We start from the raw sequence: 14,782 nt of genomic DNA, 5'->3' as shown, positions 1-14,782 counted from the left end.
CTGTTCACCCACGCCTACGCGCGATCGTCACGACACCCGCTCGTCCTTGATCGCCCGGACGATCGCCGCCACCCGGATATTGATCATCGAGATCAGCCGCGCCCGATCGGCGGCGACGGCCAGCGGGGGATGTTGATCGTCGACGAGATAGCGTCCGTCGTCTTCCAGGTCCCGCCATTCCAGCCGATGGCGGGTCATCCCCCTCGGCCCGAACAACGAGCGCCCCTGCTCGATCTCCAGCGTGCCACGGCTTTTCAGAGGCACGTCGAGGAATCGGGCCGCCCGCTCGGCGACCGAACCGTCGAACGTGTCGTGGACCGCCGATCGTCCGAAGCTGTAATCCAGCTCTTCCGCTTCCGGCCGCGCCGACAGGGTGATGTCGGCGAGTCTGCCCGGCACCGCCTCCGGGATAGCCCGGACGACCGCGTCGGCCAGCGCGACGGCGTCGCATTCGAGCACCGTGAAAGATGTGCCGTGATAGAAGGTCTCACCGGGCAGCTGACAGATCACGAAACCACGATCGGCCCGGCGGACGGCGTGGATTCGGACCAGACCGGCGGGTGCGCGCGGTTCGCGACCGTCCGCGCCACTCGCGACGATTCGAAGATCGGGATGGACCAGCGCGTCCACCAGATCCCGCGCTCGCGGACCGAGTGTCCGCCCGGCACGGTCGAGCGCTTCGGCCTGTTCGACGCGAAAGACACTCGCGAGTTCGGTTCTCGTCGCGTAGAAGAACGGCCACGGCAGAGTTTCGCGCGCGGCGTCGAACCACAGCGCGTAGAACTCGAGATCGGTCAGCTTCCAGCTATGACTCATTGCTCCACAACGGGTTTGACCACGACGGGCGCCTCGCCGATGGCGTCCTCCAGATACTCTACCGAATCGAGATAGTCGGCCCGCTTGTGTTCCTTCTGGCCCTGGCTCCCCTGGCCGGCGGCGCCCATCGCACCCGGCGAACCGGGCATACCCGGTGTGCTCGCGGCCAGACCCGCCCGCGCGGCCACCACACCGGTGGCGGCGGGCAGCGAGGCGCGAGGAAACAGCTTGGAGGTGGCCGCGACATCCTTCGCCGCCGCGCCACCGGCGGCACCGCCACCCGCGCCACCACCGCCTTTGCCCGCGCCGCCGCCCCCAGCGCCCGCCTTCTTGGAGAGCTCTTTCTGGAAGTCCGCCAGCGAACCGGGGAGACCGGCCAGACCGGCGGACTGCACGCTCTGCTGCGCGGCCTCCAGACCGTCCTGTACGGCTTGCTGTGCCCCCTGGAGGCCCTGCTGGAGCGCTTGCTGAACCTGCTGCCCCGCCTGTTGCGCGGCCTGCTGAGCCTGTTGCAACGCCTGTTGCGCCGCTTGTTCGGCCGCCTGCTGCGCAGCCTGCTTGGCTGCTTGTTGCGCGGCCTGTTGGGCTGCTTGTTGGGCTGCTTGCTGAGCTTGCTCGGTGCTCTGCAACTGGTCCTGCGTCAATCTCGCCATGGCGGATCGGAGCTCGTTGTAAGGCAGCGAGGCACTGCTGAGAGTCTGACCGCCCCCGGTGTTGCCACCGGTATTGCCGCCGGGGTTTGTTGTCCGGGGCGGGGGCTTCGGACCCTGGATTCCGGCGGGCCCCGGGAGTTCCGGGAGCACCGACGACGCGGCGACGCCGGGGGCGTACCACGAGTTGAACGCCGTCTGAGCGCGGGTCACCGCGGTGTTCTCGGCCTGATCGCTCGCGGGTAGCGCCTCCCGGGGCAGTTCGTTGTAGAACCTCGACATCCAGCCGGACGCGCCCTCCAACAGCCCGGCGACGGAGGTCATCGCGGTGGTCAACTGTCGGGCTGCGGTGGTGTACCGGTTGACCGCCTCCATCCCCCGGTCGGCGCTGTCGCCCTGCCATCGCGTGTTGGTCAGCCCACCCATATCGCGCGCCAGGTTGTTGAAACCGATCAGCAGCCGGTCGGACATGCGCTGCCACTCGCCCGCCAGCATGGTCAGGCCGTTGATCTTATTGCTCAGGGAATTGTAGAGCGAGTTCGCGGCCGGGTAGGTGAGCGCGGCAGCGGGTTCCAGAAACGGATCGAACGCACGCCTACCCGGCGCGGCCGGATCGAGCGCCCTGCCGTTGTACGAACCGGTGCCGATCTCCGTGGGAATCACCGGATCGTCGGAGATGTAGCCGTCGCCGTACCGTCGCATTCCGACGTTGTGCACGTAGCCCGCCGCGGGGCTGTCCGCCTTGAAACCGTTGAAGACCGACTCGGCCGTGGCCTCCTGGTCCTTGACCATGTTCCCGCCGATGACGAACGCCTCGCCCAGATCCTGTAACGACCTTCTGAACGCGGGAAGCGTGGTGTCGATCAACTCGACGCCGAGTTTCTGGAACTCCGCCGACAGCGTGCGGCCGGACCCGAGATTGCCGAAATGATCGACCGTTTTCAAATCCTTGTACAGGTCGTAGTACCCGGGTGGCGGCGACCCGGCGGGCGCGTCCGCCTTGTAATCGGCGGCAGCGTAATCGAATATGTCCATCGCGTTCGCGATGAATGTCACCGCGTCGGTCGCGATCGCCTCGTCGATCCGAAAGATCCTGTTACGTGCGGCATCGCGCAGTCCCGAATAGGGATTCGGTTCAGCCATAGGTCAACTCCTGCCCTACACAGTGCAGTGTGTCGCTCGCCCCGGCACGTGGCCGGTCGACACCGGCGAACGAGATGCTCGTCCCGGCGGCCGCGGACACACGTCGAAAGGCCCGGCCCCGGTATTGCCACTCCAGCCGATCATCGCACGGAACCGTTGAATGGTCAGCAGTCTCGGCGGTCGAAGCCCGAATCGTCGTCCGTACCGCGAGATCCGCGCACATGAGCCTCACGCGTTTTCCGCACCGTGTCGCCGTCGGAACCGCCGTTCGAAGTCTGCGACGAAAACCGCTGCCGCCACCGAGGACGAGGATTGTTCGAGCACACCGTCGTCGGCGACATAGAAGACGGGACGCCCGATGGCGAGTTCACCCGGCACGGTCTGCGCGTAGACCGTCCACCCCACACCGATCCGCTCGGCACGCAGTTCGCCGACACGGTGTCCGGGATCTCGGTCGGAGAGGAACCGGCGAACGATCGCCACGGCGTCGTCGGCCGCCATCGGTTCGGGCACGCTCACCGCGACACCTGCGAGTATCAACTGGTAGAACGCGCCGTCGAGAGCGTCGAGGCCCGCGAACACCCGCTCGAGCGTAGGGCGGGTAACCGCACCGGTCTCGGCCGCCGCGACCAGACTCGAGACCGCTTCACGCTGCCGATCGGAGGGTCGCTCGGCGAACAGATCGCAGATCACCTCGACAACCGTGTCCGCGTCCCGGATCCCCGGTATCGCGTCACCCAACCGGTCGGGCGACGGCGATTCACCGTGGTGCCAACCGCCCGCTTCCCACCAGTAGCAGAACGACAGCAGCCCGGTGCGCGCGCGGGAATTCAGCACCGGATTGGCCACCCATTCGGGCGCTCCCGCATACAGTCTCGCCAACTCGGCCCCGCCGTTGTAGGCGGCGTCGAGTTCGGGGGCGTTCCACACACCGCCGGACAGGACGGCCCGTCCACCCGGCAACATGTACAGGGTCGCGCCGCTGCGGCGGGGGCTCTCGAAAAGCCCGAGCGCGGGCAGGATCCTCGGCCCCCATCGCGATCCGACGGCCGTGAAGGCGGCGGCCATGACGGCCCACCGTCCCCACATCACCGGCAGCGCCGGAAATATGCCGTCGCCGCGCACAGCGCGGACTCCCTCCGCGCGATCGGCGCGGGCCTGGCGCGCCGCCGGTCGCGCGCCGCGCGACTGCCGGTCGCCGTGGCGGATATAGGCGGCGAGCCACACCGGAAGCGCCTTGCGCGGAAACACCGCCAGGTCGGCGGCGTACACCTCGGCCGGGAAGAGTTGGTCGTCGGGGAAGGGTTCGTCGCCGTAGTCGTCATCGACCTCGATCGTGCCGTCGGCGCGCGAGGTCAGCAGCAGCCGCCACCACGGCCCGTCACCGAGTTCGGCGCTCAGTCGCCTGTGGTCGCGGACCAGGGACAGCACCTCGTCCCCCGGGAACACCCGCACCGCGCGCTGTTCACCGTCGAAGAAGTAGACCTGCGCCGACTCGGCGGTGCTGGTCAGCGCGAAGACCGCGTCCAGTCGGACCCAGCCCTTCGGCCCGCGCGCGACGATCGCGCGAACAACCCGATGGCACAACTGTTTCGCGCGCTCGGACGGCCCGGTCGGGTTCACCTCGAGGGTCAATCCCACATCCGGATCGCCGTCCGCGTCCGTGATTTCTCGCTGGCTCGAGTCGTCGCTGCTCACGTCGCGGCCTCTTTCGGATTTCCTGCCCGCGACGCTCCGGCAGGCGGAAGCCGTTGCGCCGCTGTGTCATCGCCGTATCGCTGCCCATCCTGGCACAAGCGCGCCCGGCGGATTCGCCTTGAGTTGATATTCCGGCTGTGGCACAGTCGATCTATAACCTGCGTCGAGTGCACGGCACACCGAGGGGAGTTCCCGATGAGCAGAGTTCAGGTGACCTCGCAGAGTGTCGCGAAACTCGCCGAGGACGTGGACAGCTTCGGCGAACGCCTGCGCGGGATCGCACGGAACGCGGCTTCGGCCGTCTCCCCGGGGGAGACAGCCTGGGGCGACGATAAATTCGGCGCGAAATTCGCCGTCGAGGGCGAGTTCGACCCCAGCTCCACGACGATGGTCGACAACACCGGCACCATCGCCACCACGTTCGACAATCTCGCGAGCGGCCTGTCGACGGCGGCCCAGGATCTGGCGCGCACCGAACAGACCAACACCCAGCAGTTCTAGGTCGCGGGAAGCTGCCGTGGCGAACGAATTCGCCGAGGACGCCACCGCCGACATCCTGGACGGGTTCGCGGCGCAGATACGCGCCATCGCGGCGGCGGCCGAACAGCGGGCCGAGCTGACCGCGACGGCGTTCGCGCAGGGCAAGCGGGTCAAGGTCACCGTGAACGCCGATGGCGTCGTATTGGAGACCAGGTTCTCCTCCGATATCGGCGACCTCACCTACGACGAGATCGCCCGTGCCGTGACGACCGCGGCGCAGGAGGCGGCCAAGGAGGCCGCGGCCAAGGCCGAGAGCCTGCTCGCGCCGATCGTCGAGCAACGCGCACGGATGCCGAAACTCTCCGAACTCATCGACGATCTTCCCGATTTCGAATCACAGCGCCCCACCTTCCCCGCGGCGTCGATGGCTCCGTTGAGCGCCAGGAATCCCACCGCGGAGCCGAAACCGCCCGGCGCGGAACCGGTCGAGGACTACGAGACCTGGCGGGCCGCCGCCAGGGGTGGTGGGGTCACCGACGAGAGTTGGTGAGCGGTCTCACCGGGCGGACAGCAGGTTCGCGTAGTGATCGCGGACGGCCTCGAGTCGGTCCCGGTCGAATCTGGCGGGCTCGCGCTGGTACACCGCGCGCCCGTCCACCGAGGCGAAAGCCGAATCGGGAACCGAGGGCGAGCTGTCGGGAACGAATTTCAGCACTTCGTGTACGGCGGCCAGCGCGGTGGCGAGGGTATGCCGCGCGGCACGGCGGCCTCGTTCGTCGAGACCATCGACGGACTCGGGAACCTGCCGCGCACATTGATCCGAATACCACAGCCACACGCCGGGATCGAGCAGTTCCGAGGGTTCGTCCGACCCGAAACGCACGGTGTCGATACCGGGGACGAGGACCTGTTCGGGGAGCCGGAACTCGTACTCCCTGAGCACGCCGCAGCCCGCGCACGTACCGGTGTAGCGGCTCACGAGGTCGCCCGCCACATTCACGACGGCACTGCGGAAGTCACAGGTGGTGGATCCGCATCCGTGGCACGGTTGCAGGCGCAGGAACAACCGGGCTTCGAGGTTCGTGCGGGCCAGTGGAAGAGTCTGTGGCACAACCACCCTCACTTCGAGGTATCGGGCAGGTGGACATAGTTGGCACGCTGTACCGGACTGAGCCGCGCGATCGCCAGTTCCCCCGCGCCGACACAGATCGGGCAGACACGACGGTCGAAGCATTCCGGGCAACGGTGACGCCCGCGAATCTCGTCGGAAACCCACCCTCGGCCCCGGCACACCGGACACCACCCTGTTCCGGAACATTCGTAGCACAGCACATAACCGGGGTCGATATCGTCCGCGGTGCGCACCGGGGACGGTTCCTCGCTCGGCGTGGCGGACAGCGCCAGCGCGGCCGTCTCACCCGAGTACAGCACCACGGTCGAGGAAGCGGAGAAGCGCACGCGCACCACGGATCCCTCGGCGGCACCGACCACGGTGACAGCGCTCTCCGTCGGTTCCCCGGAGTCGGCGCTCACCTGCCACCCCGCCGTGACGAGCGCGTCGGCGGCACGGGTAGCCAGCGTCTCCGGCGAGATCGACGGATCTCGTGAGCCGCGAACAGTCACGCTGTGGCGGTAGCGGACGGGCTCGTGCCAGTCGGCCACCTCCGGTTCGCCCAGTCCGCGTTGCTCGCCGACGGCTTCGGGTGTGCACAGCGCGACGAGTTCGGCGATCCGCGCGTGCAGCTCGGCGCCCCATCGGTCCAGCTGGGCCCTGGTATCGGATGCGTGTGCCATCAGTCCTCCGGATCTCGAGGCTACCACCGACCGCGCCGCCCACCCGGGCGCCGCCACGCCGCCGCGCACACCACCCGATTCTCCGGGAAACCGGGCGGACGTGTTGTCATCACCGAGTTGTTGTGCGACAGTCGAATATCAGGTACTGAACCAAAGGCGGCACAGCACAACATTTTCCGTCGTCGGGTGCCCGGATGGCAGATCGACGGAATCGACGAGGAGCCGGAGTGGGCGGTTTCGCACGATCGGACCGCGCGCTCGACAGTCGCGCCGAAGGCTGAGGCTGCCCGTGCCACTGCAATTTCCGAGCTGGGCCGAGCCGATCGAATGGCTCGTCGGTGCGGATTGGCCGCACGGCAACGAAGATCTCATGCGCGAGATGGGCCGCGACCTCACCGACGTCGCCGACGAGATCCGCAGTCTCATACCCGAACTCGACGGCATCATCAGCGGCCTGGAAACGGTCTATCCCGAGGGCAGCGGCGGCGAGGGGATCGTCGCCTGGATGAAGCCGTTGCGCGACAGTTCCGAAGGCAACAACGGCTCACTACAGAAATTCGCCGACAACTACGATCTGCTCGCGGGCGCGGCCGATTCGATGGGCGACCAGATCGAGGCCGCCAAACTCAACTTCTACATCTCCTTCGGGTGGGTGCTCGGCGAACTGGCCCTCGCGCTGGCGAGCGGGCCGTTCAGCCCGTTCTCCACCGCGGCGGTCTTCGCCAGCGCGCGCGCCGCCTTCCGGGTGATCGCCAACAGGCTGTTCGGCCGGATCGCGGCCATCATCGCGCGCATCGCCGGGGGCAGGATCTCCGCGGTCGCCGTCAAACACGTACTCATGGAGGGTTTGCAGGAAGCGCTGGTCGAGGTGTTGCAGGGCACCACCCAGGAACTCATGGTCCAGACCTATCAGAACAGCACCGGCGCCGTCGACGGGTACGACTGGAACGCGGTCGGGCAGAACGCGGCGGTGTCGGCGGTGGCCGGTGGCGCGGGCGGCCTGACCGGCGGCCTGATGGGTCGCCGGTTCGACACGTCGATGGGTGGTTGGCGAGGCGCTTTCAACGGCGCCGTCGTCGGTGCGGGCGGTGGTCTCGGCGGTGCGGTGGCCGCGGGCCTGATGACCGGCGAATGGGATCCGCGCAGCCTCACCGGCGGCATGTTCTCCGGCGCCGGTCCCGGTGCGATCCGCGGGTCGTACGGCGTGCCCAACACGTCGGCGAGCAATATCCCGACGACGACCGTCCCGACGATCGACGGCACCGCGCCGACCGTGCCCAGCGTCGACGGAACCGGGCCAACGCCGACCCCGACGGCCGAAACCGACCCCGCCGCGAACCCGACCTCCGAGACCAGCACCCCCACCAACCCGGCCTCCGCAACCGATCCGGCCGCCACCAACAGCCCCGCGACCAGCCCGGCCGCCGGAACCAGCCCCGCGGGCAACCCCACATCCGAAGCCGGCCCCTCCGCCGATCCCACCGCCGAATCCAACGCGGCCACGGACACGAACGCCCCGAACAGCCCTGCCGCCAACGCCGCCTCCGAGACCAGCCCCGACAAGGACACCACCGCGACGCCGGTCGACGCCACCGAATCGTCCCCGTCGAGCGACCCCGCGACGAATCCCGCCGCCGACTCGAACGCGAATACAGAGCAGAAATCCCCGCCCGCCACCGGAGACCGCGGCGACAACTCCACCGCGTCGAACGAGTCGGGCGGACCGCGCGAATCCCCCGGCCACACCGCGCCGACGAGCCAGCAGGATTCCGGCGCGAATACCGATTCCGCCCCCCGGGATGCCGCGCAGTCGACGCCCGACCACGGCCCATCGGACAGCGCGGGCAATGACCACACGAACCATCAGGATCGCGCGGGCACGGCGGGTGATACGGCGACCGACCCCGCGGCTACCTCGCGCGGCACCACCCCGACGACCACCGCATCGCCTTCGGAGACCACCGCGGGCCCGGTTGGCACGCACGCGATGCCGAGCGCGTCGGAATCGGGCACGCCCGGCTCGCCCGTCCAGGCGTCGAGTACGACGGCGGTACCGAACGCGGCGGCGGCGTCCGCGCCGACCTCGCCGTCGACGGCAGGCCAGCCCGCGTCGAACACCCTCGCCTCCCCCGCGACGTCGTCCGCGCAGTCCCACCCGCCTGCCTCGACCTCCGCGGGCTCACCCACCGCTGCCGCCCAGTCCCCGCAGTCCAACGCCCAGAACGAGGTCGCACGCGCCCGAACCCCGGCCGCGAGCCTGTCCGTGCCGACCGATGAATCCCGGACGCCGGTGGCGGGGCCGCGAGCGAGCTCGACCGGAACGGCCGTGACCTCCCCCGTCGACGCGGCGCCACAGGCCGCCTCGCCCGAAATCGACGTCGACCAGGGCACTCCGACCATCGAGGTCGGGCTGCCCGCGATGGCGGTCATTGCCGGACCTGCCCTCGACACTCCTCGGACGACACCGAGGACACCGAGGACACCGTGGAACGGCGGGGTCGGCGAACATCGCGGCACGGCGAGCCCGGTCGCCGACTTCCACGGCGACGCGCGACCGACCGGACAGCCCGATCTCGACATGGCGCAGCTGATGACCGAGATCGGCGACAATCTGCGGCTGATCACCCCCGAGATGATGGCGTTCAACCGGGACGGCGACTACTTCGTCCTGCCCGACGGTCGCGAGATCCACCTGCGTATCGCGCCGACCGATGACGGTGCCGTCGCCGAATTCGGCCCGCACGACAAAGGTTACGAAATCCGGGTGTCACCGCGAGCCCGCACCTCCGATGTCGCCCGCGCGATCGCCCACGAACTGTCGGAGATCGCGCTGTCGCTGGACCCGACGATCGATATCGACCCGGTCTCCGAGGCGCCGACGTCGATGACCACGCACCTCGGTGGCCGGTTCGCGGAACTGCGGGTGCTGCTCGCCCACATCGACCGCGCCACCTTCGATCCGGCCCGGGCGTCCCAACTCCCGTCGCTCCGTCACGATCTCGCCGACCTAGCGGCCCATCTCGGTCTCGACGGACAAGGTGGGCCGAATTCCGACCTGCTGCGCGAGCACGATCCTCGGCTCGCGCGGCGACTCGCTCTCGAACAGGACAGCCTGATCGCCGCGCGCCCGACGGTCGGGCCCGACACCAGCGATCTCGACGCGGGCGCGACCGATTACGACGCGCGATTGGCGAACCTCGACGGCGACTTCGCCGACAGTCTCCGGCGCATGGAAGAGGCGGGCCTCCAGGGGCGCGCGCGGGAGGAACTCGCGCGCCGCGTCTTCGATCCGCTGTTCACCGGCCCGGAAGCGAAGGCCGCGCGGGCGACCGTCCCCACCACCGTTCTGCTCGATGCCCTCGATCCGATCAACGCCGCGCTCAACGACACGACCACTACCGAAACCGAGCGCGCCCGCGCGGTCGACGCCGCCATCGACGGATTCCGCGCCGCGATGCCCGACGCGTTCCGGGAAGTGTTCGGTGACCACGGTTTCCAGCGGATGCACGATGCCGCCGCGGCGCTGGGCAACCAACCCCGGCGGATCACCGCGGAATTGGACCACGGCGCCGGAACGGTCGACGTCGACGGCCGGACCACGCCGTTCGCGGATTTTCTGCACGACGTCGACCGGGCCAACCGCGCGGCGACGGATCTGGGTATCGAGGTGGAGTACACCGTCGTCGTGCACGATCCCGTCGACGGCCGTTCCGGTGTCGAGATCCTGCCGCGGCCGCGACCCCAGCATCGACTACCGCTGCCGCAGAACGTGTTCGGCGAGGACAACCATCGGATCACCCACCAGCCGCGGCCGACCGCACCGGCGGTGGCCGCGGGCGGACACACCATCGACGTCGGGGTCGGCCGCAGTGCGTTCGGCGTGGAGATGACCCCGACCGCCGACCGAGCGGGCGGCGGACTGATCATCAAGACCGAACTCGCCTCCGAGTTCCCGGTCGCCGCTCAGCGCCGCCGCGACCGAGGCGTCCTCGATCCGGGTCCGCTCACCGAGCCCGGCACGGTGATGGTGTTCGGGGACCTGCTGTTCAACGGGAACGTGCTGGCCCAGGCAGGCGTGGGGTCGATCGGCCGCATCTTCGTCAACAATGTCAGCGCGAAATTCTCACCCGCCCAATACGACGCGCTCGCGGCCGCCTTGGTGGCGAGCCTCGCTCCCGGCGCGCGTATCGAACTGCAATGGGATACCAAACCGGAGAGCGCGACCGGTCATGTCAACGATCGTGGTCACATCGACGGCGACCAGCTCCTCGACGCCCTGCGTCGCCAATTCCCGGATTCGGATCTGCCGTTCCGGGTGGAGGAGCGCACCGAGTTCCCGCCACCGGGAAACAACGACTACGACTACACGATCGACGCGGGCGGCAGCAACGTCCTAAACCGCGCGAAGATGGCGGGTTTCGCCGCACCGCGTCCGGATCACCGCATGGTGATCGTCTACGAACCGACCGGTGTCGACCTTCCCACCCCGTCGAACGCCGCCGTGACGCCGGTCCCCACAGACACCGATACCACGGACACGACCGGTACCACCGACACCACGAATTCGACGACGCGACCGCCCGAGGACCACCGTGGCGCCGCCGCGGCCCTGGGCCGGTTCCACGGTGACGCCCGTCCTTCGGATCAACCCGACCTCACCGATCCGCAACTGCGGACCGAGCTCGATGACAACCTCGCTCTCATCGATCCCGACGGGGCGATCACGATTCGGGAACCGGGGACCGTCGTACTCCCGGACGGCACCGAAGTGCGGATCCGCGTCGCGCCGACCGAGGACAACGCCGTCGCCACCTTCGCACGCGACGGTGATCACTACGAGGTGCATGTCTCGCCGCGCGCACGCACCGAGGACATCCCGCGCGCGCTGGCGCACGAGCTGTCCGAAATCACGCTGGTACAGCTGGATTCGATCGATATCGACCCGGTGAGCGAACGTCCGGCACAGCTGACCGCGCATCTGGGCGGACGGTTCGCGGAGATGCGGGTACTGCTCAGCCAGATCAACAGCGCGCTGGCCGATCCCGACCTCGCCGGACGGCTGCCGTCGCTGCGTCAGGACCTGGCCGACCTCGCCGACAGACTCGGCCTCACCGGTCCCGAACGTTCGGCGGCGGCCAGGCAACTACTCGAACAACACGATGCGACGCTGGCGACTCTCCTGGCGGCGGAACATCCACCCGATTCCGTCACCGCGGACACGATCGAGCAGACCTACGGAATCCCGAGACGCAATCAGCAGCGACTCTGGGACTACGCGAGACAGCACAATGTCGTCCTGTTCGTCCGACCGACGAATCCCGACGCGGTGCCCCATCTCCTGCGCGACGCGGTGCCCAAACCGATGGCGATCAAAGACAAGACCATCAATGCCCTCGACATCGCGCTGGGGGCGAAGCCGTGGTCGAAAGGACTCGTCGGACGTTTCCCGCCCGGCTCGCTGAGCATGCCCGACACCACCGGTATGGATCCGGATTACGTCGCGGCGCTGGAGAGTCGGCTCGCCGCCCGCACCACCGACTTCGAGACCTACGCGAAGACGATGGACGACTACGCGGTCAGGGGTAAATTCCGCACTACCGAGGACGGTGTGGTGCAGAAGTTCGACAGGGGCAGATTCCGCGATATCACCGGGGATCACGACCTGTTCGATATTCGTCACCCCAACGGCGATCCGGTGAGCCCGGCCGAGCTGAAGGCGCACGAGAACAGATTGCAAGCCCTGGAACTGGGTGTGCAGCACGGGCCCCATATGTACTGGGATCCGCCCGACACCTTCCAGCGCCTGCGCAATTTCGAGCCGATCATCGGTACGCATCAGCCCTCCATGGCGCCGGACACGAAGAACGAGCCGTTGATCGTCTTCACCCCGGACGGCGCCGAACCGCGGATCGCCTTCGCCGACCGCGACGCGGCGACGATCGACCGGATGATGCTCACCTGGCGGGTCGAGGACGCCCTGTTGCGCCGAGTACCGGGTGACACCACGGTATTGCGGGCACGCGTCACCGAACTCGCGGCGAGGCCGGACTTCGATCCGGACGAATTCCGGACCTGGCGCGAACCGGGCGCGCGGGTGCCGATCGCCGTCGAGATCGATGGCGAGATGGTGCCTTTCATGGCCATCGATCAGGGCCCCGACACGGATCCGGTGCTGGTACGCATGGGCACACCGGCCCACGAACTCGCCGTCATTCGCGACAACGCCCGCCAGGATATGACGCCGGACCGGATCGCCGAAGCCGCCGAAGCCACCCGCACCGAACCCGAAGGTCTTCCGCAGGCGGAGAACCCGGCCCGAGCCCGTGAGATGGCACGGGAATCGATGCCCCCGGAACCGAGCGCGCCGGAACCCGACGCCGATGCCCGTGCCGCGCTCATCGAGGAGTTGGAGGCCGACGGCGGCTTCGACGCCGACGCCTACCGCGCGTGGTCCGGCGACGGCCGACGGGTGGCGATGGTGGTCGATGTGGAGATCCGACGGGTCGGCGACGACGGCGAGGTCGTCGCCACCTACCGACGACCGATGGTCAAGATGGCGATCGTCACCGACAACGGCGAGGTGCGACTGTTCGATGTCGATACCCCGGCACGGCTGCGGGCCGCGGTCGAACAGAATCCGAACATCGACGATCGCACGCGACTCACCGCCGAACTCGCGAACGCCTTCCCCGCCGACGAACTGCCCGGCGCCAGGAACGAAGACCACGCGATCGAGCTCGCCGGGTACATGCTGAACCAGCACGCGCCGCACGATCACACGGTCGCGCCGTCGGACCCGGGGGCCAAGGCCATCGCGGACCTGAGCGATCACCCGGACGGTGTGACCAGGGATGCCGACGGGCTCATCACCCACATCGGCCGACGACCGATCGAGGAGGTCGTCGATGCCATCGCTCGCGATCGGGCCGACAAGTTCGTGACGGCCAACGCGAAGCCACCGGGCGAAACCGCCAAGGAGACGGCCGCGCGGGTGAAACGCTGGCAGGCGAAGAACATCCTCGCGAACGAGAAATCCCACGGCAAGGTCTCCGCGGTCGTGATGGACCGGCGCACCGGCATCGTGTACGAGGGCTTCAACGGCGCGGGCACCGACACCTTGCCGGTGGACGACACGCATCCGACGATCGAACACAACGTCACCACCATGCGCAGACTGGGTCAACTCACGGAGCAGGGCGGATATCCCGCGGTGCAGCGCCCGGACGGCGGCAGGGCAGAGTCCGCGGAAACCCGGCCCTACCCGCATTTCGACAATCCCTACGGGCATGCCGAGGTGAAGGCCGCCAACGAGGCCCTGCACGCGCGGACCGCTCTCGGCCTCGACGCCTCCCCCGCCGCGATGGCCGAGTTGTACTCACAGACCTACGCGTTGCGGCCGCGCAAGGACCGAGCGGGCAACCCGCTCCCGCTCGACCCGCGACCGTACTGCGCCAACTGTCACCACACGATGGGCGGCGCGACCAATTACAGCGGGCGCTACCGGGGGTATCCGCACACCCCGGACAATCTCATCGATGTCCATGTCCCCCAAGTCGATGTCCCCAATGTCGCTGTCCCCGATGCCCATGTCCCCGCACCGGATCCGAACGCGACCGAGGACACGGTCACCGACCCGGGTGATCGCGATGCGAGGCACCCCGTCGAGGACCCCGATCCGGACGAAGAAGGACCGGATGCCACGATCGACCTGACGTCCAGGCACCCCGTCGACGATCCCGGCAGCGAAGAGCCACCGCACACCGCCGTGGACCCCCGACAGCCTTCCGGCGAGGATGACGGTGCCGGGAATCCAGCGGAGGAGACTCAGTGAAACGCATCGATATCGAGGACGACGCGGTCGAATACGCCGACGACATGCGTTTGCTCTACCGGGGCGAACCGTTCACCGGCGAAGCGGTGGAGCTGGTCGGCGAACAACTGCTCACCCAGCAGTTCTACGTCGAGGGCATCCGACACGGGCCGGAACGCGAGTGGTGGCTCGACGGCGGCGCGCTGAAGTCCGAGGGCGAGATGCGCCACGGATCGCCCGTCGGGGTCTACCGAGCCTGGCACCACAACGGACAACTCGCCGAGGAACGGGAGTTCGGCGGCGACGGCAGGGTCACCGTCGCGCGCAAGTGGGACAAGGACGGCAACCCGGTCGACGTCCCGCGCCGCGCCCGCTGAACGAGCACGGCGCC

The 14,782-nt window shown here is 68.5% G+C and carries 9 protein-coding genes; 4 read left to right on the top strand and 5 right to left on the bottom strand.

Annotated features, from left to right (window positions below):
- Positions 1–27: 27 nt before the first annotated feature.
- The 3 genes from JZ792_RS17070 to JZ792_RS17060 all read right to left on the bottom strand — a co-directional run bounded on the left by JZ792_RS17070 (position 28) and on the right by JZ792_RS17060 (position 4,307).
- Positions 28–816, bottom strand: coding sequence for an ESX secretion-associated protein EspG (locus tag JZ792_RS17070; RefSeq protein ID WP_216911455.1), 789 nt, complete (start codon positions 814–816; stop codon positions 28–30).
- Positions 813–2,609, bottom strand: a complete 1,797-nt coding sequence (locus tag JZ792_RS17065) for a hypothetical protein (RefSeq protein ID WP_216911454.1) — start codon at positions 2,607–2,609, stop codon at positions 813–815. Before JZ792_RS17065 ends, JZ792_RS17070 begins: the two co-directional genes overlap by 4 nt.
- Positions 2,610–2,837: 228 nt before the next feature.
- Positions 2,838–4,307, bottom strand: coding sequence for a hypothetical protein (locus JZ792_RS17060; protein WP_308165331.1), 1,470 nt, complete (start codon positions 4,305–4,307; stop codon positions 2,838–2,840).
- A 195-nt stretch (positions 4,308–4,502) separates the two neighbouring features.
- Here JZ792_RS17060 and JZ792_RS17055 point away from each other — a divergent pair, with 195 nt between their 5' ends.
- Both JZ792_RS17055 and JZ792_RS17050 read left to right on the top strand, forming a co-directional pair.
- Positions 4,503–4,808 carry a hypothetical protein gene (locus JZ792_RS17055; protein WP_216911453.1) on the top strand — a complete coding sequence of 102 codons (306 nt, stop codon included), beginning with the start codon at positions 4,503–4,505 and terminating at the stop codon, positions 4,806–4,808.
- 16 nt (positions 4,809–4,824) lie between these two features.
- A complete protein-coding gene (locus JZ792_RS17050) occupies positions 4,825–5,337 on the top strand; it encodes a YbaB/EbfC family nucleoid-associated protein (RefSeq protein ID WP_216911452.1) in 513 nt (170 codons plus the stop codon).
- A gap of 6 nt (positions 5,338–5,343) precedes the next feature.
- Here the strand turns inward: JZ792_RS17050 and JZ792_RS17045 are convergent, their stop codons facing one another.
- Positions 5,344–5,898, bottom strand: coding sequence for a hypothetical protein (locus tag JZ792_RS17045; protein WP_216911451.1), 555 nt, complete (start codon positions 5,896–5,898; stop codon positions 5,344–5,346).
- Positions 5,899–5,906: 8 nt separating this feature from the next.
- Entirely contained in the window at positions 5,907–6,581 is a 675-nt protein-coding gene (locus JZ792_RS17040; protein WP_216911450.1) for a hypothetical protein, read from the bottom strand.
- A 289-nt stretch (positions 6,582–6,870) separates the two neighbouring features.
- Between JZ792_RS17040 and JZ792_RS17035 the strand changes: the two genes are divergently transcribed.
- The gene (locus JZ792_RS17035; RefSeq protein ID WP_216911449.1) at positions 6,871–14,412 is read left to right on the top strand and encodes a WXG100-like domain-containing protein; all 7,542 of its coding nucleotides are present in this window, start codon (positions 6,871–6,873) and stop codon (positions 14,410–14,412) included.
- Entirely contained in the window at positions 14,409–14,768 is a 360-nt protein-coding gene (locus tag JZ792_RS17030; protein WP_216911448.1) for a toxin-antitoxin system YwqK family antitoxin, read from the top strand. The genes JZ792_RS17035 and JZ792_RS17030 overlap by 4 nt, the downstream gene beginning before the upstream one ends.
- Positions 14,769–14,782 lie beyond the last annotated feature (14 nt).

Origin of the sequence: Nocardia noduli (genome assembly GCF_019038455.1) — a bacterium.
Lineage (GTDB): Bacteria > Actinomycetota > Actinomycetes > Mycobacteriales > Mycobacteriaceae > Nocardia > Nocardia noduli.
Note: the sequence above shows the minus strand (reverse complement) of the source record. Positions and strands in the feature narration are given on the sequence as shown.

Bases quoted from the DNA above. Each gene is read 5' to 3' on its own strand.
- JZ792_RS17070 (WP_216911455.1), bottom strand. From the start codon at position 816: ATGAGTCATAGCTGGAAGCTGACCGATCTCGAGTTCTACGCGCTGTGG.
- JZ792_RS17065 (WP_216911454.1), bottom strand. From the start codon at position 2,609: ATGGCTGAACCGAATCCCTATTCGGGACTGCGCGATGCCGCACGTAAC.
- JZ792_RS17055 (WP_216911453.1), top strand. From the start codon at position 4,503: ATGAGCAGAGTTCAGGTGACCTCGCAGAGTGTCGCGAAACTCGCCGAG.
- JZ792_RS17040 (WP_216911450.1), bottom strand. From the start codon at position 6,581: ATGGCACACGCATCCGATACCAGGGCCCAGCTGGACCGATGGGGCGCC.